This window comes from Kitasatospora sp. NPDC004669, from assembly GCF_040609455.1.
Taxonomy (GTDB): domain Bacteria; phylum Actinomycetota; class Actinomycetes; order Streptomycetales; family Streptomycetaceae; genus Kitasatospora.
In genome coordinates, this window is the sequence record NZ_JBEXKB010000100.1 from 1 (window position 1) to 22,850 (window position 22,850).

General features: G+C 72.8%; 16 protein-coding genes, 1 rRNA gene and 1 pseudogene. 4 read left to right on the forward strand and 14 right to left on the reverse strand.

Annotated elements, in window-relative coordinates; genetic code table 11:
• From ABZW30_RS42220 to ABZW30_RS42235, 4 genes and pseudogenes are all read right to left on the reverse strand, one after another.
• Positions 1-789 (reverse strand): annotated as a pseudogene (locus ABZW30_RS42220) (hypothetical protein); the annotation flags it as partial.
• A complete protein-coding gene (locus tag ABZW30_RS42225) occupies positions 786-1,496 on the reverse strand; it encodes a DUF4255 domain-containing protein (RefSeq protein ID WP_355676626.1) in 711 nt (236 codons plus the stop codon). The pseudogene ABZW30_RS42220 and the gene ABZW30_RS42225, both read right to left, overlap by 4 nt.
• Positions 1,493-4,747, reverse strand: coding sequence for a hypothetical protein (locus tag ABZW30_RS42230; RefSeq protein ID WP_355676639.1), 3,255 nt, complete (start codon positions 4,745-4,747; stop codon positions 1,493-1,495). The genes ABZW30_RS42225 and ABZW30_RS42230 overlap by 4 nt, the downstream gene beginning before the upstream one ends.
• A 226-nt stretch (positions 4,748-4,973) precedes the next feature.
• Positions 4,974-5,717 (reverse strand): LuxR C-terminal-related transcriptional regulator, encoded by a 744-nt coding sequence (locus tag ABZW30_RS42235; RefSeq protein WP_355676627.1) that lies wholly within the window; start codon positions 5,715-5,717, stop codon positions 4,974-4,976.
• 233 nt (positions 5,718-5,950) lie between these two features.
• On the opposite strand from ABZW30_RS42235, the gene ABZW30_RS42240 reads away from it, so the two are divergent.
• Complete coding sequence (locus tag ABZW30_RS42240; protein ID WP_355676628.1) at positions 5,951-7,363, forward strand: hydrolytic protein; 1,413 nt, start codon at positions 5,951-5,953, stop codon at positions 7,361-7,363.
• Between the two features lie 521 nt (positions 7,364-7,884).
• Here the strand turns inward: ABZW30_RS42240 and ABZW30_RS42245 are convergent.
• The 8 genes from ABZW30_RS42245 to ABZW30_RS42280 form a co-directional block, all read right to left on the reverse strand.
• Positions 7,885-8,511, reverse strand: coding sequence for a hypothetical protein (locus tag ABZW30_RS42245; protein WP_355676629.1), 627 nt, complete (start codon positions 8,509-8,511; stop codon positions 7,885-7,887).
• A 105-nt stretch (positions 8,512-8,616) separates the two neighbouring features.
• Positions 8,617-9,183 carry a hypothetical protein gene (locus tag ABZW30_RS42250; protein WP_355676630.1) on the reverse strand — a complete coding sequence of 189 codons (567 nt, stop codon included), beginning with the start codon at positions 9,181-9,183 and terminating at the stop codon, positions 8,617-8,619.
• Positions 9,180-10,580, reverse strand: coding sequence for a hypothetical protein (locus ABZW30_RS42255; protein ID WP_355676631.1), 1,401 nt, complete (start codon positions 10,578-10,580; stop codon positions 9,180-9,182). The genes ABZW30_RS42250 and ABZW30_RS42255 overlap by 4 nt, the downstream gene beginning before the upstream one ends.
• Positions 10,577-11,386, reverse strand: coding sequence for an ABC transporter ATP-binding protein (locus tag ABZW30_RS42260; protein ID WP_355676632.1), 810 nt, complete (start codon positions 11,384-11,386; stop codon positions 10,577-10,579). Before ABZW30_RS42260 ends, ABZW30_RS42255 begins: the two co-directional genes overlap by 4 nt.
• A 32-nt stretch (positions 11,387-11,418) precedes the next feature.
• Positions 11,419-12,186 carry a zf-HC2 domain-containing protein gene (locus ABZW30_RS42265; RefSeq protein WP_355676633.1) on the reverse strand — a complete coding sequence of 256 codons (768 nt, stop codon included), beginning with the start codon at positions 12,184-12,186 and terminating at the stop codon, positions 11,419-11,421.
• Positions 12,187-12,263: 77 nt separating this feature from the next.
• On the reverse strand, positions 12,264-12,824 hold the full coding sequence (locus tag ABZW30_RS42270) for an RNA polymerase sigma factor (protein WP_355676634.1): 561 nt from the start codon (positions 12,822-12,824) through the stop codon (positions 12,264-12,266).
• 275 nt (positions 12,825-13,099) lie between these two features.
• Entirely contained in the window at positions 13,100-15,694 is a 2,595-nt protein-coding gene (locus tag ABZW30_RS42275) for a SpoIIE family protein phosphatase (RefSeq protein ID WP_355676640.1), read from the reverse strand.
• 264 nt (positions 15,695-15,958) lie between these two features.
• The gene (locus ABZW30_RS42280; RefSeq protein WP_355676635.1) at positions 15,959-18,097 is read right to left on the reverse strand and encodes a SpoIIE family protein phosphatase; all 2,139 of its coding nucleotides are present in this window, start codon (positions 18,095-18,097) and stop codon (positions 15,959-15,961) included.
• Between the two features lie 413 nt (positions 18,098-18,510).
• Between ABZW30_RS42280 and ABZW30_RS42285 the strand changes: the two genes are divergently transcribed.
• From ABZW30_RS42285 to ABZW30_RS42295, 3 genes are all read left to right on the forward strand, one after another.
• Positions 18,511-19,314 carry a papain-like cysteine protease family protein gene (locus tag ABZW30_RS42285; RefSeq protein ID WP_355676636.1) on the forward strand — a complete coding sequence of 268 codons (804 nt, stop codon included), beginning with the start codon at positions 18,511-18,513 and terminating at the stop codon, positions 19,312-19,314.
• 14 nt (positions 19,315-19,328) lie between these two features.
• A complete protein-coding gene (locus tag ABZW30_RS42290; RefSeq protein WP_355676637.1) occupies positions 19,329-20,291 on the forward strand; it encodes a hypothetical protein in 963 nt (320 codons plus the stop codon).
• A 447-nt stretch (positions 20,292-20,738) separates the two neighbouring features.
• Positions 20,739-21,908, forward strand: a complete 1,170-nt coding sequence (locus tag ABZW30_RS42295) for a globin domain-containing protein (RefSeq protein WP_355676638.1) — start codon at positions 20,739-20,741, stop codon at positions 21,906-21,908.
• A 118-nt stretch (positions 21,909-22,026) separates the two neighbouring features.
• On the opposite strand, the gene ABZW30_RS42300 is transcribed toward ABZW30_RS42295, so the two are convergent.
• Complete coding sequence (locus ABZW30_RS42300) at positions 22,027-22,578, reverse strand: DUF2399 domain-containing protein (RefSeq protein WP_355676641.1); 552 nt, start codon at positions 22,576-22,578, stop codon at positions 22,027-22,029.
• 189 nt (positions 22,579-22,767) lie between these two features.
• Positions 22,768-22,850 (reverse strand): 5S ribosomal RNA (gene rrf / locus ABZW30_RS42305); the annotation flags it as partial.

Here is a 22,850-nt window from a genome sequence, read left to right on the forward strand (position 1 = left end):
TGCATGTTGAACGGGGTGAGGTCGATGTCCCCCGCGTCCACGCAGCTGATCAGGTCGAAGGTGCCGGGCCCGCGGTCGATGCAGCAGGTGTACCAGTCCGCCGTCCGCCGCGGCCGCGCGCAGCCGCTCGACGGGCTCCACGGTCACGCCCGTACCCGGGGCGGCCCGGCGGGCCAGCCCGACGAGCGCGTCGTCCGGTTCGTCGTCGCCGAGCAGATGGGCCGTCACCCGGTCCGGCACGCGCAAGGTGCGGGAGAGCAGCGGGCGCTCCGGCTCGGAGACCTCCAGCAGGCCGCCGGCGATCAGCGGGGCCCGCGCGGAGAAGCGGAAGCGGCCGGCGCCGGCTCCCGGCTGTCCGCACAGTTCGAGGGCCAGCCCGACGGTCGCCCGGCGCCGGGTCAGGTCGTCGTTGAGGTAGCCGTAGAGCTGTTCGAAGCGGCTGTCGAGGTCGGGGGCGAGGGCCACCAGCAGGAGGTCGAGGTCCACCGGGAGCAGCCCGAAGTCGGCGCTGAGCCGGGCGAGCCGCGAGCCGGGCGGCGGCGCGGGCGCGTCAGCGCCGCCAGTGCGGTCAGGGCCGCCGCGGCCCGTCGCGGCGGAGGCCGCCAGGATCCGCTCCACCGCCTCCGGGCCGAGGTACTGGCCGCGGTAGGGGTCGTCCGGGTCGGGGTCGTCGGCCCGGCGCTCGCGCACGGCCGTCCGGACCCGTTGCTCGACCCGGTGCAGCCGCTCCCAGAGGGGGTCCGGGGCGGTCGGTGGTGCGGCCACGGCGGGCCCGAGGTCCAGGCTCATCGCGCCCTGCCCCGGGGCCGGCGGCCCGGCGGGAGCACGCGGTCCCGGGGCGGGGCGAAGCCGTCCGGTCCGGGGTCCGCGCCGCCGTGGTAGCGCAGTCGGCGGCCCGGGCCGTCGGTGGCTTCCGTGCTCTCCCGGGTGGTGTCCTCGACGCGCACCACCAGTCCCTCGGTGACCGGCGGTCCCGCCGGGCTGAGGGAGGCGGCCAGCGGGGCGAGCACCCTGAGGTCGATCGAGGGCCGCAGCTCCCCGCCGAGCGCGGACCAGACGTCGGACACCGACGGCAGGCCGGTGTCGCGCCCCGCGATGTCCAGCCCGACGGTCAGTCCGAGCCCGGCGAGCGTTCCGGTGAGCACCCGGGCGGGCAACGCGTCCACGGCGGTCAGGCACTGCAACACCTCGGCCAGCAGCCGGTGTTCGTCCTGCGGCCGATTGGTCCAGACGGTGACCAGGTAGGCCAGCTCGAACCAGCGGGGCGCGGCGCGGTGGCCGACCACCATGCCGTCCGCGTCGTACTCCGCGACGGCGCCGGACTGCCGACGGGCCGTCTCCTCGCGGATCCCGTAGAGGAAGACGCTGACCGTCGGCGCGGTGCGCCGGGCCGCCAGGTCCCGGGTGGGGGCGTCGAAGACCACCTTGACCCCCCGCTCGGGCAGACCGGCCTCGGCGAGCAGCAGCCGCAGCGCCTCGTCGACCTCGTGGATCACCGTCGCTCCACCTCCCCCGGCGGGCCGATGCTGCCCTCGACCACGAGGAAGGGAGTGGTCACCGGGGAGAATCCGGGGCCGTCGGCGGTGATGGTCCGCGGGCCCGTCTCGTCCTTGGGGAGGATGAGCAGCTGGCCCGCGAAGGTGCCGTCGGCCCGCGGGTAGGTGGGCGCCGCCGCGGCGGTGATGCCGGGCTGCCAGGTGAAGCGGACCGGCACGCCGGGCGGGAAGTCCACGCCGCGGACGGAGGTCACGAAGCCGGGCTTGCCGATCGGCGGCACGGCGACGATGCGGGGCTGCAGGATGCGCAGCGGGGTACTCGCCCGGTGCGGTCCCGGGCGGGCGTCGGTGCCGGTGGTGGTCAGCTCCGCGGTGACGGTGGTGTCCAGCGCCGCCTCGGGTGACAGCACCACCCGCACCACCTGGCTGCCGCCCGGGGACAGGTCGGCCAGCTCGCAGGTGCCGCCCCGGCAGCCGGGGGGCAGCGCCTCGGTGGGCACTCCTGCGGGCAGGCCGAGCGACAGGCGCAGCCCCGTGGCGAGGGCCTGTCCGCCGTTGCGCACGGTGTAGCTGACGGTCACGTGGCCGCCGACGTAGCCGGGGTCGGGCTGGGCGTCGACCGCCACGTCCGGGCCGGCCAGCGGCGTCGGCGCGGGGGCGGGTGCCGGTGCCGGGGGCGGTGCGGGGGTGGGCGAGGCGGGGGGTGTCGGGGTGGTCGTCCGGGTCGGTGCGGGGGTCGGCGAGGCGGACGGTGTCGGCGTCGGCGTGGATGTCGGGGTCGGTGTCGGTGAGGGGGTCGGCAGGTCCAGCACCGGCAGGATCGTCTCGGCGGAGTCGTCCCCGGGGTTCGGGTCGACCACCGTCCCGGTGACGCTCCAGCCGAAGGTCTGCGGGCCGCTGCGGGTGCCGATCAGACGGGCGGTCACCCGGACCTCCGCCCCCGGTTCCAGGGTGCCGAGCTCGCAGCGCAACGCCCCCGCGTCGCACCGTCCGACCGGTGTGGTCAGCCCGCCGAGCCGGGCGCCGGACGGCACCGAGGCCGTGAGGACGGTGCCGGGCGAGGGCGCGGGGCCCTTGTTGGTGACGGTGATCGTCACATCGGTGCCGCCGTCGACGGGGACGGCGGGGGTCCGGGCGGGCGCGCTCAGCGCCAGGTGGACGGACTGCTGGACGGCCGGTTCCTTCTGGCGTCCCGGCAGCCGCCGGTCGAGCGGGGTGAGCGTGCGGGCCGCGAAGTCGTAGACGGCCAGCCCCTCCGGCGAGTTCGGCGGCAGGGCCCGGCGGGAGGTGAGCACCAGCTGCGCGCCGTTCGCCGTCCAGGCCACGTCGCGGGGCTGGAACGGGCCGACGTCGGAGGTGTCGGGCAGCGGCCGGGTGCAGGCGCCCTTGTCGTGCTCCAGCCCGGTGGGCAGGACCACCGTGCAGTCGCCGCCGGTGGGCGAGGTGACCAGCACCCCGTCCTGTCGGTTGTTCCCGCCGTCACCGGCCTTGCGGTTGAAGGCGATGCGCCGGCCGTCGGGCGAGAACACCGGGCTGTCGTCGATGACGTTGCAGGTGCCCGGGCAGATGGCCCGGCTCAGGTCGGTCTGCCGGGCGAGGTCGTCGGTGGGCACGGTCCAGATGTGCATGTTGCCGGCGTTGCCGTTGATCACCGCGGTCCGGGAGAAGGCGATCAGCTTGCCGTCGGGGGACCAGAAGGGCTCGCCGTCGGAAGCACCGGGCTGGCCGGGCGGCGGCTGGACGGTGCCGACGATCGCCCCGGTGGACGCCTGGGCGATCATGATCCGCCCGGGGCGCGCGGGCTCCTTGCCGCTGCCCGGCGAACTGCGGCTGAACACGATCAGCTTGCCGTCCGGTGAGAAGGAGGGGTCGGTGTCGCGGTCGAGCGGGCCGCGCCCGGCCAGGTTCATCGGGCGCGGGTCGGAGCCGTCGGCGTCGGTCAGCCAGATCCGTTGGATCCGCCCGGCCGGCGAGTCCTCGTAGCGGGTCACCACGATCTGTCGGCCGTCGGGCGTGTAGGCCTGTCGCTCGTACCACGGGTCGTAGCCGGGGCCGGGGTGGAAGAGCGGGTCGGCCGCCGGGTCGGGGTTGGTGTTGAGGTCGGCGGCCGGGTCCTCCTTGAGCACGCTGATCCCCAGGTCGCGCGGGTCGGCACCGTCGGGGAGGACGTCCTGGAGGTCGGCCACGTTGGCGGCGGAGGCGCTGGTCTGCTCCACCACGGGACCGCCCTCGGTCTGGGTGCCCAGCCAGGTCGGCGTCGCGATCAACCGGTTGGTGCTGTAGAGCAGTTGGGGATCGGTGCAGTCACAGGTCGGCGCGCGGTAGAGGTTCACCACCCCCGGATCGACCGGGAGCGGGGGGTTGGGTCGGTCAGTGCGCAGGAAGAGCACTCCGCTGCCGTCGGCCAGCCAGGAGGCGGAGCCCGTCCGCCAGGTGGAACCGGTACCGGGGAAGAACGCCTTGTCGCCGCCGGTGGGCGAGGTGAGCATCAGGGTCCGGCCCTGGTCGCCCTTGTCCCAGGTGTAGACGATCTGGTTGCGGTGCTGGTCGTCGTTCAGCGGGTTCCAGGTCGGGTCGACGGCGTTGCCGGTGGTCACGTCGGTGACCTTGACCGGCGCACCGCCGGTGAAGGGCCGCAGGTAGATCTGGGTGTGCGCCGGGTCGCCGGTGCAGGCGTACGCGACCCACCGGCCGTCGGGCGAGACCGTCGGATGGGTCTCGTCGGCCGAGCCGTCGGTCAGCCGGCGCAGGCCGCTGCCGTCCCGGCCGACCACCCACAGGGCGTGTTGGGGCCTGCCACCGGGCCCGGTGGGCTCCACCGCCTCGAAGACGACGCCCTTGCCGTCCGGGGCCAGCGCGGGGTGGGCGGTGTCCATGCCGGTGGTGAGTTTGTGCACCGCGCCGGCCGCGTCGCGCAGGTAGACCTGGGGCAGGGTGGCGTCCCGCAGACTGGTGAACACCAGCTCGTTGCCGCGGGCCGACGGGTCCTGGTCGAAGTGGACCGGTCCCGGCCCGAACAGCGGGGTGCTGGACGCCGCGCCGGTCACCCGGCCGAGGCCGCGGTGGTTGGTGCCGGCGAAGACGACCCGCCCGCCGGCCGGGTCGTCGGCTGCGGTCTGAGCCGTGGGGCGGCTCTGCCCTTCGGGCGCGGCGGAACCCAGGGTCAGCACGGCGGCCGTCAGCGCGAGCAGGATCGCGACGGTGGAACGGGCCGGCCGCCGGATGGAGCGGGGAGTGCCGGTGGCGCCGATCACGCTCGACCTCACAGGGTGGCAGGGGCGGTCTCCCCCGCGGTCTCATCGGCCGTGGCAGGGGTGGTCTCCCCGGCAGTCTCATCGGCTCGGGCACCCGGGAACAGAGCCCGGGTGCCCGAGCCGGGGGTAACGACCTGTGTCCCCAAAGGGCAGGCCGTCATGGCCGCGGCCGGTCGTCCACGGTCTTCGGCGGTCGTCGCTGCCCGTCGACCGCCCGCGATCCTCAGATCAGGCCACGCCGCATGGCGTACCCCACCGCGTGCGCCCGGTTGCGCAGCCCCAGCCGCGTGATGATCTCGTGCAGCACGTTCTTGACGGTGCGTTCCGAGTACGAGGTCTTGGCGGCTATCTCACTCGTGTCGAAGCCCTCGGCGACCAGCCGCAGCATGTCCGCCTCCCGGGCCGTCAGGGTCGACAACGTCAGCCCCCGCCCGTCGAGCATGGTGCGTTGGAGCATCCCGATCCGGTCGAGCAGCTCACCCAGCAGGTCGCCGGGCATCACGCCCTCGCCGTTGGCCAGGGCGGTGATCAGGTGCACCAGCCGGTCCTGGTCCGCCTCCGAGCGGCGCAGCACGGCGGCGACCCCGCACTCGACGATGGTCTGCAGTCCGCTGGCCTCGAAGTGGCCCACCACCAGGCCGATCCGGCCCGAGGTGGCGAGCCGCAGCCGGCGCAGGTGCTCGGCCACCGCCTCGGTCAGGGCGTCGACCACCAGCAGGGAGACCTCCGCCCGCCCCGCCTCGCCCTCGCTCAGCAGCTCCACCTCGGGCCGCTGGCGCAGCTGTTGGACGACGCCGGTCTGCAGGATGAGGTCCTCGGCGTACACCGCCACGGGTATCTGGGCCGGCTTGCCGCGGCCCTGGACGGGGACGCGCGCCCCGGACAGTGGGGTGCCGCCGGACCGCGGTGTCATCGGGCTCCGCCGGGTGGTGACGGCCTCCTCACGGGCTGTGTCGGTCGACGTCATCGAACACTCCATTCTGCAGTGGACCTGCGGTGGTGACGGCCGGCCGCCGCGGGGCGGAGCCGGTCGTTGGCCTGGATGGGGCGGGCGCCCGGATCTCGCGGTTCGTCGCGACGGCACCGGGCGGGCGCGACGCCGCCGGGCAGGGTCGGTCTGTCCGCACGGGCAAGGGGTGTGCCCACGGCTTGCCCGCACGGCCCTCTCCGCGGACGGTCCGGCGGCCCTACCGTCACGCCATGACCACATCCGCCGAACTCGGCCTGCCCGCACTGACGGTGGCGCCCGGTGGCGTGGCCACCACGACCCTGACGGTACGCAACGACCTCGACGTCGTTGAGGCGTACTCGCTGGAGGTGGTCGGCGACTGCGCCGCGTGGACGACGGTCGAACCGGCCCGGGTCTCCCTCTTCCCGGGGACGTCCGAGACGGTGACGGTGCGCCTGGCCCCGCCGCGTTCGTCCACCGCTCGGGCCGGTGAATTCCCGCTCGGTATCCGGGTGTTGCCGACCGAGCGCCCCGAGCTGGTGACGGTTCCGGAGACCACGGTCACCGTGACGCCGTTCCACGAGCTGCAGGCCGCGCTCGCACCCCGCCGTCGTCGCGGCTGGCTGCGCGGGCGCTACCGGACGTCGGTGCGCAACCTGGGCAACGCCCCCACCACCGTGGCCCCCACTCCCGGACAGGCCGGCGAGGACCTGCGGTTCCGGGCCACCCCGGAGCGGCTGCGCCTCGAACCCGGCGAGTCCGGCGAGCTGCGGCTGCAGGCGCGCGCCCGCAAGCTGATCTGGTTCGGCAAACAGGCGTCCTGGCCGTTCGAGGTCACGGTGGGCCCGGAGAAGGGCACGGACGGCAAGGGCTCGGACGGCAAGCCGACGAACGGAAGCGGCGCGGACGGGAAGGACCCCGACGGCAGGACCGAGACCGCCCCGACTGCCCCTGACTCTCTGCCGGCGATTCAGAACCCGGTCCTCGACGGCGAGTTCATCCAACTTCCGATCTTCCCCAAGTGGCTTCTCGCCCTTCTGGCGGCGCTGCTCGCCCTGTTGCTGGCCTGGTTCGCCCTGGTCCGCCCGGCGGTGCGCAGCTCGGCGAAGCAGGCCGCCGAGAAGGCCGTCGCCCAGCAGAACGCCACTCCGGCCCCGACCTCCGCCGCACCCGCCGACGGTGCGCCGACGGCTCCCTCCGGCGGGAACCCCGGCGGCCAGGGCAAGCCGGGCACCGGGCAACCGAGTGCCGGTACCGGCAACCGCGGCCCCGGTCCGGGCTTGGCGGTGCCGGGAACCGGCCAGCAGAGCTCCGCCACGATCGACGTGCAGACCGCGAACAGCGCCTCGTCGGCGGGCAGTTATCAGGTGACGCACGGCAAGGTCTTCGACATCACCGACATCGTGGTGGCCAACTTCCAGGGCGACCAAGGGCTGTTGACCATCACGGCCGGCAAGCAGACGATCACCACCATCGCCTTGGAGACCTTCCGCAACCAGGACTACCACTGGGTGACTCCCATCCAGGTCTCCGAGGACCAGGCAGTGACGGCGAACGTGACCTGCGAGTCACCGGGCACCCCGGCCTCGGGCAAGCAGGCGTCGACGTGCCACGAACTCGTCAACATCAGCGGAACGCTGAGCGACATCAGGCAGGGGAACTGAACCGGCGCGCAGGGTGACTCCCCTTCCCTTCCCGGGCAACCGGACCGGAAAGGTGCACCCGGCGCCCCGACCATGTCAACGGGTCCCTTCCGCCGGAATCGACCCGCCCATCTCCGCGATCCCCCCTTCCCCATCTCCCCTGCCAAGCCCCGTGACCATGTCAACGCCCGATGGATACCGTGACCCGTTCGGGCACCTACCGACAAATCGCTCGAACCGCACCGATGCGAACGACCTGCCCTCCCGGGGAACCCCGACAGGCCCCGGCGGGCAGCCGGCCCGTCTCCCCTGGACGGCGAAGTCTGCCCCGGCGCGCCGCTGACGTTCCGTCGGTACAGCAGTAGCTTTGCGCTGTTCCCGCACTGAAGACACCATGAGAACCGTATACGCACCGAATCGTCACAAGCACGGGGGCGCCCGATCGCCGTGCGCGCCGAGGAACGGGTTCCGCGAGCCCCCGCCCAACCGCCAGTGAGAGAGCCCGGCGACGTTGCGGGCTTTCGGTCGGCCCACGCGGCTCCTCAGGCGTCGACGGCCAGCCGGCGGCCCTCCTCCAGGAAGGCCATGACGCCGATGGCGCCGCCCAGTTCACGGATCGTCCTGGCGGCACCGAACGGCGCGTTCCAGAACCCGCCCTGCCGCGGGGTGTGCGGGCCGACGTACGCGTACGGCTCCAGGTGGAACGCGTCGCCCGGTGAGACGCCGTAGTTCACTCCGTCGACGGTCACCCCGAGGTCGAAGTGCTCCGGCCAGATGACCGGCTCCGCCCTGGGGAACAACCCGCACAGCGCGGCCTCACCGAGCGCGAAGCACTGCGCGAGCCGACGGGCGGCGGACGGGTCCGCCTCGACCACGTCGTCGGCGGCGACACCCGGCCCGTCCCGGTACAACCCGGCGGGAGCACCGACCGTGAGCCCCAGGGCCGCACCGAGCGCGGCGCAGGTAGTCCATTCGAGCGACAACACCTGCCCGGGCGCGACCAGCTCCGCGCCGATCACCCGCAGCCGCGGCTCGACACTGGTGGCGAAGCCGCCCGGGCAGGCGCGCAGCCGGATCGTGCCGCAGGCCCGGTACTGCGGCCCGGCCAGGACCAGCTCGGCCACCGCATGCAGGGCACGGCGGGTGCGTAGGTACGTCTCGCTGTCCATGGAGGCCATGCTCTCCCAGAAAGGGCGCCTACGCATTGACCAGTCACGATGCCCGTGAGTCGACCACCGCACCGCGAGGCCGCGACCGCGGCCTGGGGCGGCCCGTTACCGTCTCGGTCCCGCCAGGGCGTACAGCACGGTGCCGGTCACCAGCAGGGCCACCGCCGTCCCGGTGGACGCCGCCGTGCCGGAGGGAAAGATCATCCACTTGACCACCTGTCCCGCGGTGCCACGCGGAGTCGGGACGAGAAGGGTGATCGCGAGCCAGCCGGCCGGCAGGGTCCATGCGAACTGCGCCCCGCACAGCGCCGCCCCGAGCGCCGCCAGGCCGATCAGGCCCGCGCTGTCCCGGACGACGACCTCGGTGGGGGCGAGCCCCACTCCCGCCGCCTGGACCGTCAGCAGCGCCGCACCGGCGAACGCGCCGATCAGCAGCACGTGCGCCGCCCGGCGCGGTGCCCACCGGATCGCGGCCGTCCGCTCCAGCACGACATCCCACCCACCGAGCCCGACGGAAGCGGCCGCCACGTTCGCGGTGAGGACCAGGACCGCCATCCCCAGGTCCACCGGGCCCGGGCCGGCGAGGGCCCACAGCGCCAGCGCGACGAGCGCGACCGCGCCGGCCGAGGCAGGCACCTGCCGTGAACGCGCGTACAAGGTCAGCCACCTCATCGCGCCGCCTCCCCCATCAGCACCGGAAGCCGGTTGTGCCCCGTGCAGGAGAGGGCGGCGGCGCGCACCTCGGCGATCCGCGAGCGCTGTTCGGCCGGTGACAGCGCCATCAGCTTCTGCCAGGCGACGTCGGCGTCCGCCCAGGTCTTGACCACGTACGGGTCGGTGCCCTTGTCCTCCAGCGGCCGGAGCCGGGGGTCATGGAGGGCCCAGCTCACGGCGATGCTCTGGAGGACGATGTCCACGTGTCCTCCGCCCTCCCGGTCGTTGTACGGGTGGCAGTTCGGTGCCAGGCCCTGGGCGATCAGCACGCGGGTCAGTTCCTCACCCGTCACATCGGCGAGCAGCCGTTCGTCGAAGTCGACCAGCACCACGTCGCCGGAGATCCCGCGTTCGTCGCCGAGCGCGCGCAGCTCGGTGTCCTCCCGCACCGAGTTCGGCGCTTTGTCACCGAGGACGTCGTGCAGCACGCTCAGCGCCTCCTTGCCGCGCAGCGCGAGCTCGGGCAGGTGCGAGCGGTTCGCCTGCGTCACACACACCGGTCCGTCGCAGACCAGGGCGGCGGCGGCCTTGTCGACGACGTAGGTGTCGCGCGGATCGCCCGGCAGGACCAGCAGGGCCAGGGCCGCACCGGCCAGGACGGGGACCACCGCGAGCAGCCGGGCCCGGCCGGTCACGGCCGACAGCAGGGCGAAGCCGGTGCCGAGCAGGCCGAGCAGCCAGATCGTCTGGCCGAGGTGCACGGAGCCGGACAGGGTCAGCAGCATCTCCCGCGGCTCCGCGATCCCCGGGGACAGCTGGGCGAGCCGGTTCGGCGCGATGCTCGACGGCAGTGCCCCGTCACTGCTCTTGTTCAGGAGGAAGCCCGTCAGCAAGAGGAGGAGCATCACCAGGGCCGGCGGGGTGAACACGGAGGGCAGGGCCCGCGCGACGCCCATGCCGAACACGGCCCCCGCGACCAGTGCCAGCACCGCCACCAGCGAGATCGGCAGCCAGCCGAGGGACGTGTAGGTGGTGGCACCGAGGGCCACCTGGACTCCGCCCACGAGGACGAGGAGACCGAAGCCCCCCGCCAGAACGAGCGCCATCGCACCGGCGGGCACCGCCGCACGGCGCCAGGCCGGCAGCGGCGTGGTCGTCAGCAGTTCGGCCATCCGCGAGCGGGACTCGCGCAGCCCGTACACCGCTCCCATGCCCACCACGAGCGGCCACCAGACGGCCAGCAGATAACGGGTCCACATGGCCATGGAGGTCCACTGGGCCGTCCACCCCGCATTACCCCTCCACCAGATCCCGTCGATCAGGCAGAAGACCGCCAGGCTGCCGCCCAGGACGACGACGCCGGGCCACGGGGCGACGGAGCGCTTCAGCTCGGTACGCAGGACACGCAGGCTCACCAGGTGCCTCCCCGCTGCCCGGAGGTGCGCAGCAGCGCCGAGTAGCCGCGCTCCAGGGGGCTGTCGCCCGGGTACTCGGTGCCGCCCGCCGCGGCCAGGTCGTCCGGCGTGCCCTGGAAGACGAGACGGCCGTCGGCGAAGAGCACCACGTCCGAGCAGGCGGCCGCGACATCCTCGACCAGATGGGTGGAGACGACCACACAGGTGTCGCGGCCCAGTTCCTGCAGCAGCTCGCGGAAACGCAGTCGCTGCGCCGGGTCCAGGCCGGCCGTCGGCTCGTCCAGCAGCAGCACCGCGGGGTCGTTGACGATGGCCTGGGCGATGCCGGCCCGCCGCACCATGCCTCCGGACAGGGTCTTCATCCGGTGGTCGGCGCGGTCCGCCAGGCCGACCCGTTCCACGGCCCGCTGGACGGCCCCGGGGACGTCCGCCTTCGGGACCTCCTTCAACCAGGCCATGTACTCGACGAACTCACGCACCGTGAAGCGCTTGTAGTAGCCGAAATCCTGCGGCAGGTAGCCGATCCGGCGACGCAGGGCCCGGTGGTCGACCATCCCGCCCACGGAGGTGCCGAGCATCTCCAGTTCGCCCTCGGTGGGGCGCAGCACGGTGGCCAGCGTCCGGATCAGGGTGGTCTTTCCCGCTCCGTTGGGCCCCAGGAGGCCGTGGGCGCCGGTGCCCAGGGAGAGGTCGAGCCCGTCGACGGCCATCTTCTTCCGTCCGACGCGTACTCTCAGACCGCTGGCCCGGATCTCCCAGGCGTAGGTCTTCGGCGCGGTGTCGGCCGCGCTCGTCGTGCTCGTCATGCGGTGGTCCCTTTCAAGGGTCGACGATGGTTTCACAGCGTTGAGTACGCCTTTCTGCGGACGATCACGGCACCGATGCCGAGCGCGAGGAGCAGCCCCCACACGGGCAGCCGGTCCGGCTGCAGGGCGAGCTGCAGCGCCAGGGGGACGCGGCCGGTGGCCCATGCGGGTACCACGGCGACGACGCCCCACGCGACCACCAGCCCGACGGCGGCGCGGGTCACGCCGACCACGCTGCCCAGCGCCAGGGCGGTGGAGGTGAAGGCCAGGGAGGGCAGCAACCACTGCGCGGCCGTCATGGTTCCGGTCAGCCATCCCCCCAGCAGGAGCCCGGGCAGGACCACCACGAGGGCCGCCGTGGTGCGCCTGAGGAGCAGGGGCAGGCCGGCCCGGGCGGTCGAGGCCGTCAGTTCGTGCACCGGGTCCAGGCCGCGCGACCACGATGCGGCGACACCGCACAGCGGCAGCACGGGCGCGATCGGCAACACGGGAGAGGCCTCGCCGAAGAACGTCGGCGGCGCGACCGCACCCAGCAGCAACGCCGTCAGGGTGACGACGACGGTCATGGCCAACCACGGGGTCATGGCCGGCGTCAGCCAGGCCGAGACCCACCTCGGCCGGTGGCGCCGCGAGGGCGCCCTGACGGCCGCGTCCAGCTGCGGTTCCAGACCGGCCCGGACGGTGTCGAGGAGCGCGACGACGTCGGGCGCCTCGGTGGCCACGGAGGCCGCCAGGTGGCTCCGGCACGGCGCGCACGTCTCCAGATGGGCCTCCAACGCCCATACGGTGTCCGCGGCCATCGTCGCGTCACCCCGTGCGTAGTCGTCGATCAACCGCCTCGACGCGCACCCCTTGATGCTTCGCTCGTTTCGCCTGCTCATGCCATCGCCTCCCGCATCGCGATCCGGGCCCGGCGGGCGCGGGTCTTGACCGTGCCTTCGGGCAGTCTGAGCAGGACGGCGGTCTCCCGGACGGAGAGTCCGTCGAGCACCGTGGCCTGCAGCACCTCTCGGAGTTCCGGCGCCAGTCGCCGCAGGGCGTCGCCGACGTCGCCGCCGACGGTCCCGGCGAGTGCCTCGTCCTCCGCCGCGGGCACCACCGCCCGCTCGGCGGCGGCGACCGGCGGTTCGGCGTGGTGGGCACGGCGCCGGAACGCGTCGACCAGGCGGCGCGCCGCGATCGTCCACAGCCACCCGACGGCCGTCCCGCCGACCGCGCTCCCGGCGAACGCGCCGGCCGCTCGCCACACCGCCAGGTAGGTCTCCTGCAGGACTTCGGCGACGATCTGCTCGTCGGCGCAGCGGCGGCGCAGCCGCACCGCCAGCCATGGCGATGTACGCCGGTACAGCTCCTCGAACGCCCCTCGGTCACCTCTGGCCACCAGCCGAAGGAGGCGTTCCTCGTCCAGCTCGTCCAGTGCTCTCCTGCGTGATCTCACACCAGCCAGACGCCCGCTGCGGCCCGCGGGTTCTGCATCCGCCGTGACCTGCGTCACAGTCCGGAATCCCGGCCGTCGACTCCGATCCGGTTCGGTCCGGGCCGCATCGGTTCGGTTCGGTGACCGGCGCATACGGTCCGGCCGGACCGGCCGGAACCTCGCGTCCGAAGCCCCGCCGGCCCCGGGCCGCGCCGACGGGCGCCGCCCCGTCCCGCGGCCCGACCACCGTGTGCCGCCCCGGGGGGCCTCGGCACCGTCCTCGGCCGGGCACTCGGCTACAGGTGCTGCTCGGCCCAGATGATCTTGCCCTCGGGTGTGTAGCGGACGCCCCAGCGTTCGGCGAGCTGGGCGACGAGGAACAGCCCGCGGCCACCCTCGTCCTCGGCGGCCGCGTAGCGCAGGTGTGGGGCGGTGCTGCTGGTGTCGGAGACCTCACAGATCAGTGTGCGGTCGTACAGCAGCCGCACCTTGATCGGTCCGGTCGCGTAGCGGATGGCATTGGTCACCAGCTCGCTGAGCACCAGTTCGGTGACGAAACCGGCCTCGTCCAGGCCCCACTCGGTGAGCTGTCGGGTGGCCTCGGCGCGGGCCTCGGCCACGGCCGCGGGCGTCGCGGTCACCTCCCACTCGGTGGTCCGATCGGGCTCCAGCACGCGCGTACGGGCGACGAGGAGGGCGATGTCGTCGGTCTGGCGGACGGGCAACAGGGCGTCGAGCACCGCATCGCAGACCTCCTGGGGCGCTCGGTCGGGGTGGGCCAGGGTGGCGGTGAGGACGTCCAGGCCGACGCCGATGTCGCGGGTGCGGTCCTCGATGAGGCCGTCGGTGTACAGGACCAGGCTGCTGCCCGGCGGCAGCCGCACCTCCGTGGCTTCGAAGGGCATCCCGCCCAGGCCGAGCGGCGGGCCCGCGGGGAGACTGAGCACCTCCACCGTGCCGTCCGGGTGGGCGATGGCGGGCGGCGGATGGCCCGCCCGGGCCAGGGCGCAGACGGCGGTGGTGGGGTCGTAGACGGCATAGAGGCAGGTGGCACCGGTGATCGCGAGCTGCCCCTCGGTCGCGGCCGTCTCCTGGTCGATGTGGGCGACCAGTTCGTCCAGGTGTCCGAGGAGCTCGTCCGGCGGCAGGTCGAGGGTGGAGAAGTTCTGGACCGCGGTGCGCAGGCGGCCCATGGTCGCGGCCGCGTGCAGGCCGTGGCCGACCACGTCGCCGACGACGAGCGCCACACGGGTGCCCGGCAGCGGGATGACGTCGAACCAGTCGCCGCCGACCCCCGCCTGGGCGGGCAGGTAACGGTAGGCGATGTCGAGGGCGCTCTGCTCGGGCAACGCGCGCGGCAACAGGCTGTGCTGCAGGGTGACGGCCATCGTGTGCTCGCGCGTGTAGCGGCGGGCGTTGTCGATGGACACGGCGGCCCGGGCTGCCAGTTCCTCGGCCAGGGACAGGTCGTCCTCCTCGAACGGACCTCTTGCCCGGCTGCGCCAGAAGCAGGCGACACCCATCAGCACACCCCGTGCCGACAGCGGAACGGCGATCAGCGATGCCAGGCCGAACTCCATCACCGCCTGCGTGCGCTCGGTGTCCTGCCTGCGCCATCCGGCGTCGCTCGCCACCTCGGGGACCAGCGAGGAACGCCCGCTGACGAAGCCCGCCGCCTGCGGGGTGCTCCCGGCCCACGTGACCAGCTCCCCCTGGGGGTACAGCGGTGAATCGTCCCGGACGCCCGTGACCGCCACCCGCCGCAGTACCACCGGGGCCCCGGCCGTCAGGCTCTGGGGTTCCTCGCCGAGCAGGACCTCCTCGGCGAGGTCGACGGTGGCGTAGTCGCAGAATTCCCGGGAGGCCGTCCGGGCGAGCTCCTCCGCGGTGCGCCGGACGTCCAGGGTGGTTCCGATGGTCACGCTCGCGTCGTACAGCAGCCTGAGCCGGCTGCGGGCGACCTCGGCCTTCCCCGCGAGGGCGAGGAGCTCGGTCGAGTCGCGCAGGGTGGTGACACTGCCGGCCGGGCCTCCCCCACTGTCGGTGGGGCGGTTGTTGACGGCCACCAGGCGATTGCCGACGTGGATCACCTCGTCGGTGACCACGCGGCCGGAGATCAGCAGTTCGGTCGTACGGGGGGCGAGGCCGAGGTCGGCGACGGCGCGTCCCTCCGCGTCGGCGGGCAGGTCGAGCAGCCGACGCGCCTCGTCGTTGGCGAGCAGGACCCGGCCGTCGCCGCCGACAATGGCCACACCCTCGCGCACCGCGTGCAGCACCGCGTCGTGGTGCTCGTACATCCGGGTCATCTCCTCCGGCCCCAAGCCGTGGGTCTGCCGCAGGAGACGCCTGCCCACCAGCGCCGTCCCGGTCGTGGCCAGGCCCAGCGCGACGGCGCCGGCACCCAGGACGACCGGCAGCTGACGGTTGATCGCGCTGCTCACGTTGGCGACCTTCATCCCGGACGACACGATGCCCACGACCGCACCTTGGGTGTCCTCCACCGGGACCACCACCTGGTACTCCTCACCGAGCGGGCCGTGCACCTGCTCGACGGTGACCCGGCCCTCCAGCGACGGCCCGATGGTGCCGACGAACTTCTTGCCGATCTGCTCCGGCTCGGGGTGGGTGTAGCGGATGCCGTTGCGGTCGGTCACCACGATGAAGTCGACGTGGGCGGCCTTGCGGGCCGCTTCGGTCAACGGCTGGAGCACCGCGCTGGGGTTGGGGCCCTCCATCGTCGCCACCAGGCCGGGGCCGTGGGCGAACGCCTCGGCCGCCGCGAGCGAGCGGTCGCGCGCTGCCGCGAACCGGTCACTGCGGGACTGGATCAGCAGCGCGACGACCGCCGCCACCACGAGCAGCAGCACGACCAACACCTGCAGGACGAACATCTGACCGGCGACGCTGTGGATGCTCATCACCGACCGCAGTTGCCGCACGGACGGCTCCCGAGCGATCGGGTGTGGCTTCCGCCGTCCACGGCGGCCACGCGATCGGCCCGGGGGCCGCGGAGAGGAGCCCGTGTCTTTCGCCATACCCCCATGGTCTCGCCCCGGGCACGAGTGGGGCGCGGCAACGAGGGGCCTCGCCCGAGCACTCACGCACGCCACGCACGCCACGCCCGTCGGCCCGAAGCGGTCCCCGCCCGTCCCCGCTCACCGGGGGACGGACCGGATCAGCAGCAGCGCGACGTCGTCGGTGCGGTACTCTCCGTGCCCGGCCTGGTCGACGAGCGCATCGGCCAACCGGTCGAGCGGTTCGCCGCCGTGGCGGGCCAGCGTGGCGGTGAGGTCGACCAGCGCCCGGTCGAGGTCCGCACCGGGCGTGTCGACGAGGCCGTCGGTGTACAGGACCAGAGTGGTGCCGATCGGCAGGTCGATGCGGACCTGCGGGTATTCGGCGGCGGGATCGACGTTCAGCAATGTGCCGATGAGCGGCTCCAGCGCGTCCGCCCGGCCGTCCGGGCCGTGCCACAGGGGCACCGGGTGGCCGGCGTCCGCCAGCCAGGCCTCGCGGCGGGCGAGGTCGACACGGAGGTAGGCGCAGCTGGCCAGCAAGGCCGTGTCCAGGTCGGCCAGCAGGCGGTTGGTGCGGGAGAGGACGGTGCTCGGATCGGCATCGGCCGCGGCGAAGGCTCGGACGGCGGTGCGGATCTGGCCCATCAGCGCGGCGGCGTTGACGTTGTGGCCCTGGACGTCGCCGATCACGACCGCCACGCTGTCGGGCCCGACGCGGATGAGGTCGTAGAAGTCGCCTCCGACGTCCATGCCCTCGGTGCACGGCAGGTAGCGGGCGCCGATCTCCAGGCCCGGGACCGCGGGCAGCGCGCGGGGCAGCAGGCTTTCCTGGAGGCCGTGGGCGAGGACGAGCTTGGTGTCGTACAGCCGGGCACGGTCCAGGGCCTGGGCGATCAGTCCGCCGAGGGAGGTGAGGACGGCGCGTTCCTCCACGTCGAAGTGGTGCGGCTCGGCGAACGCCAGCACGCAGGTCCCGATCACCCTGCGCGAGGTGACCAGCGGCAGATAGGCCCAGGCGGCCATCCCGTCCTGCGTCTCGTGGCGGTTCGGGTAGAGCCGCTCCAACTCCGCACGGGTCTCGAAGAACGCCGGCACGGGGTTGGTGGACGCCTGGACACCGGGCGTGGGCTCGGTCAGCGGGGTGCTGTCGAACTGGTCGACCAGACCGGGTCGATAGCCGCGATGGCCCGCGATGCGCAGCCGGCCGCCTTCGGGAATCAGCACCGCCACGGCCTGACCGCCGAAAGCCGGCACGATCTGCTCGGAGATCATGCTCACCACGTCCTGCACGCTGATCGCCTCGGTCAGCGCGCTGGCGAGGTGGAGCAGGTGGTACAGCGCTCCGGGCCGGGTGTGCATCGCCCGCTCGGCCGGTGCCCCGGTGGACCGGCCGCGGCCGACGGCATCGGCGGTGACGATCCGCGCGGTGAGTCCGGATGCGTCCGGGAACAGCTCGAACGACAGCCACCGGTCCGGCGGCCGCAGGGCGACGAACGAAGTGGACTGCCCGCTGATCACCGCGGCCCGGCAGTGGTACTCGTACACCGGATCCCGCAGCCACGGCAGGACCGCCCACGGCCGGGAGCCCAGCAGTCGCTCGACCGGCTCGCCGAGCAGCTCGGCGGCGGCCGGTGTGACGGCGGCCAGCCGGCCGTCCAGGTCGATGTCGCAGATCCCCTCCGGGAGTCGTGCCGCCATCGCGGCGAGGGGATCGGCGGAACAGTGGTCCGCCGCCGCGGGGCGCGAGCCGGGGCGGATCGGACGGCCCGCCCGCGCCGCCTCCGCCAGTACCTCGGCCAGGCGGACGGCGAGCGTGTCGAGCCCGTCGCGTTCCCACCGCGACATCTCGGGGGGATGCGCGGCGGGCCAGAGGACGAAGACACACCCGTACACGGTCCGCCTCCGCGTGACGAGGGGCGCGGCCGCGAGGCAGAACCCGTACGGCATGGCGACTGCGACCCTCGGGAACCGGCGCGCCATGTCCTCCGCGCCGCCCACCCACACGACCTGGCCGCTGCGCACCGCTTCGGCCACCGGGACCGGCGAGGAAACGCTGATGTGCTGCCACGGCCTGCTGAACTGCCGGGCGGCCCCCAGCGTCATGGCCAGTTCGAGCAGCTGCCGGTCCTCCGACAGCAGGTAGACGCCCCCGTTGTGCGCGTCGAGCCGGTCCGCCGCCGTCCGCAGGAGCTGCGCCACCGCCTCAAGGCCTCGCCCGGCCGACGCCTCGGCGGCCTCGGGTCCGGGCTTCGGCGACGGATGCCACTGCACGCCCATCACGAGCACTCCATTCGAGCCGGCCAGTGGACCCGTAGGTCCCCTCCCATAGTGGCCCGGTGAGACCCGCATAAGCGCTTCTTCGGGCTCCCGAATCCCCCCTTCTGAAACCGTCATCGTGAGTAACATTGCACTCACTCTGTGAAATTTCACAGCCTGAAATACATCCACAGTAGATAACGATGAGATAACAGTGGACTAGACCACTGGGCCTGACGATCGGCAAGTGGCCTTAGGGTGCTGCCCATTGACGCTCGACACCCACCGTCTATGCGCGTAGCCGCCAAGTAACCCGGACTTCTCCGTTCCGGTTTTCACGCGGCTCTGCCAGACTCCCCCGCATTCGGTTTCACCTAACGGGGAGTGAGATCTGACGCATGAACAGACACCGCAGGAAATCGCGTCGCGCGGCCGTGACGGCAATCGCCGCCGTGCTGGCCGCCGCGGCCGCGCTGGGCATCGGCGCCGTGGCCCAGGCGGGCCTGGTCAAGGGAACCGTCATCGGGGGACAGGGGAACTTCAGCACCGTCAACGAGCGTGTGCTCCCCTCACTCTCGGCCCGGGCCTCCGGCCAGGCCGCGCCGGGCGACCGCATCCCGATGATCTGCCGCACCACGGGGGACACCGTCGAGAACGACAACCGCTGGATCTGGTCCGGCGCCTACTACATCGCCGACGCCTTCATCAGTGAGGACACCGGGAACCTGCCGCTGTGCAGCTCCACCCGGCCCACCAGCTGGACTGCGCTCGACATCACCATGCAGAAGCAGGTCCAGGACCAGTGGTGCTGGGACGCCTCCGGCCTGACGGTCGCCACCTACTGGGGCTACAACCAGTACAACCAGTACGACTTCTGCCGCCTCGCCCAGCAGGGCCGCTGGCTGGACTGCAACGACCGGCCCGCCACGCTCGACGACATGGCCAACGGCCTGTCCGCCATGGGCTTCCGCAACAGCGGCCACGACCTGAACCGCAACGCCTCGTTCAGCGAGGTCACCAACGAGATAGCCAACGGGCGGCCGTTCGCGGTGCGCATCGGCTGGACCTCGGGCGGCGGGCACATGAACGTCATCTACGGCTACGACAGCACCAGCAACATGATCGCGGTGGGCGATCCGTGGCCCAGCACGCAGACGTACACCTGGTGGAACTTCAACACCTACGTCGACAACGGCTCGTTCCGGTGGACCCACTCTCGGATCGGCATCCACGCGTGAGGAGACAACCAACCATGAGGACACTGAAGGCGGTCGCCCTCACCGCCGCCGCACTCGTGAGCGTCGGCGCAGCCACCACGTCGGCCCGCGCCGACGGCGGGAGCGACGTCCCCGACTACGGCGCCGCTCAGCAGGTGCTGCGCTCCGGGCAGACGCACGACACCGTCTCCCGCTTCCTCGGCGCCACGAAGACGGCGGCCGTGCCCGCGCCCGGGACCGGTGCCGGAGCCGACGGCGGCAGTGCGGGCGGTCGGCCGAACACCCCGAACGCGGCCGCCGCGCCACCGTCGTTCCAGCTCAAGGACCCGGTCCCGATGTACGAGCTGTCGGTGGACTTCGTAGCGGGCAAGGCCCAGCCGACACCGCAGAACGCACTCAGGCTCTCCTACCTCGCCTCGCGGGTGAGCGCGGCCGACGGTCACCAGGCCGCCGTACTGCTCGCTCCGCCGGACAAGGGCGGCGGCTGGCGGCTGGCCGGCATCCGGGACGGTGACAACGAGCTCAAGCTCGCCGAACGCACCACCGCCGGCGCCCGCACCTTCACCGAGCCGCAGATCCACGCCTGGTACCGGCTCACCGCGAGCGGCGACGTCGAGCCGCTCAACACCGAGGCCACCACGGGCCTCGGTGGCAAGCAGAGCCTCCCGCTGGCCGCCTACCAGAAGCTGGTGACCGGCCGGTACGCGGACAAGCTCCCCGGATCCGGTTACGACCGCAGCGGGCTCGCCGGAGGGTTCGGACTGTTCGACGGCACGGGACCCGCGGCCGGGTCACCGGCCGGAACACCGCCCCAGGCCCTGCCCGAAGCGCGATCCGAGACGCAGACACCGGCGACCTCGTCGGCCTCGGCCTCGGCCGGTCAGCCGTCCCCGATGTCGTGGCAGCTGCCGGCGGTCGGCGCCGCCGTGCTGGCCGGTGGCGCGGCCGGCCTCTACCTCCGCCTGCGCCGTCGCGGTCGCGGCGCACCGACGGACTGACGGACTGACGGACTGACATCCGAACGACGAGCACACGAGGCACCGGGCGACGGGCGACACCCCCGCACGCCCGGTGCCTCGCGCTCCCCGGCCACACCCGGCCTGCCGCAGCCCGCCCAACTCACCGACTACAGCCCGGGGTGAGGTGTCGCCCGGCTCGCAGCCTGACATTCGGTCGGCAATGGGATCCGTCGTTCCGTCAGCCAAGAAAAAGGGCAGCCACGCATACCGTCGATCATGCGCATATTCGCAACCTCGCAATTCGATCACATTCCCCCCACCCGACAGCCAGCTTGGCCAGCGACCACCACTCGCCAGTAGCCTGTTCACAAACCATTCACTCGGCTCCGCTTGCAATCCCGATTTGCAGTGTGTGCAGAATGAGGCGCTTTTTGGCCCACCGCAGACAGTTCTCGGCGCGAAGAACTGGAATTGGAGAGTTACCGCGTGAATCCTCGTGCCACCCGTTCGGCCGACACCGACGCTCCGCTGTCCGCACACGACATCACCCTGCTCCGGGCGAGCCGCGCCGCCGTCGAGCCGTATGCCGCGGACCTCCCGGCCCACTTCTACGCGACCCTGTTCCACCGCTACCCCCAGGTCCGCGAGTTGTTCCCGCCCCGCATGGAGATCCAGCACGACAAACTGCTGCGTGCCCTCCTGCTCATCGTCGACCTGGTGGACGATTCCGAGTACCTGGCCCGCTTCTGCGCCGAACTGGGCCGCGACCACCGCAAGTTCGGCACCCTGAGCGGGCACTACACGGCGGTCGGCGAATGCCTGCTCGCCACCCTGGAACACTTCGCCGGCCCCGCCTGGACTGCGGATGTCGCCGCGGCCTGGACCCGCGCCTACACCGCGGTCGCGCAGGCCATGGATGGGGCGGCCCAGGCCGACGCCGCCGAGCGGCCGGCCGTCTGGGACGCCCCGATCGTGGACCACCACAGGTACGGCCCCGACCTCGCCGAGGTCACCGTCCGGACCGACCAGCCGTACCCGTTCACCGGCGGGCAGTTCGTCAGCCTGGCAACCCCGTGGTGGCCGAAGAACTGGCGCTACTACTCCCCCGCCAACGCCCTCCGACCGGACGGGACCATCACCTTCCACATCCGCGCCGTTCCCGGCGGCCCGGTCAGCGGCGCCCTGGTGCACCGCGCGACGGTCGGCGACGTGCTCCGGCTCGGCCGTCCCCTCGGCGACATGGTCCTCGATCCGGCCTCCACCCGCGACATCGTGTGCGTCGCCGGCGGCACCGGGCTCGCGCCGATCCGCGCGCTGGTCGAGCAGGCCCTCCTGGACGGCGTCCAACGACGGATGGACGTCTTCGTCGGGGCACGCGGCACGAGCGAACCGCACGGACTCGATGACATCCGCCGGCTCTCGCAACACCACCGCTGGCTCACCGTACGGTCCACCGTCTACGACACGGGCACCCCCGGCGCCGGCCCCGGCCTGCCCGAGGCACTCACGTCAGCCGGACCCTGGCTGGACCACGACGCCTACGTCAGCGGCCCCGCGCCCATGATCTACAGCGCCGCCAGGGCGCTCTACCGCGCCGGGGTGCCGCTCGATCGCATCCACCACGACCCGTTCGTGCGCCTCGACTTCGCCTCCTGAGCACAGGCGGCCGTCCGGGCCCCGAAGGCACGGACGGCCCGGCGCCCTTCGGCGTTGCGTCGTGAAGTCGACGTGGACGAGGCCGAAGCGTCGGCGTCAGGGCGCGTCTGACAGTGCGTCACCGTAGCTCCTCTGCCAGGTCGTCCAGGAGTACGTCGGCGACCACCTCCTCGACGACGGCCGTCCGCAGTTCGGCCATCGCTTCGGTGAGGACCGGGCCCCACGGTGCAGGTGTGAGGCGCCCGGGACCCGGGCCCGTGGGGAGCCGGTCCACGGCCGATCGGTAGTCCGCGGCTGCCATGCGCCAGGGGACGGCTCCGGTCCTGGCAAGGACGTGGGCCGCGATACGGATGCCCTCGCCGTCGAAGTCACCGTGGTAGCGCAGGGAGGCACCGTCGTCGGCGAGGTGCCACAGCAGGTGGAGCACGGCGGTGTTGGGCCAGCCCGAGGTGCAGACGAGCGGCGGGCAGTGGGGGCCGAAGCGTCGGAGGACGAGGGCGGACAGCCGTGTCCCGTCGTCGAGGGCATGGGAGTCGCCGTCGAGGAGACGCGCGGCGAGGACCGGAAGTGGCTCGCCGTCGGCCGGGAGTGCGGCAAGGACGGTCAGCGCGGCGGACAGGAGGCCCCGGGTCCGGTCGGGTGAACCGTCGACGAGGCCGCCGGGCAGCAGGTGGCCGACCCATTCCGCGAGGACGGGCTGGGGGTGCGGACCCGTTCGAGGTGGCCGTTCATTCGCTCGACGAGTTCACCGGCCTGGCGGATGCGGGAGGCGAGGTGGCGCCGGGTGTCGCCGGTGAGGGTCCGGCCGAATGCAAAGAACCCCCATCCGGAATCCGGATGGGGGTTCTTCTGAAGAATTGTTCGGCGGCGTCCTACTCTCCCACAGGGTCCCCCCTGCAGTACCATCGGCGCTGTGAGGCTTAGCTTCCGGGTTCGGAATGT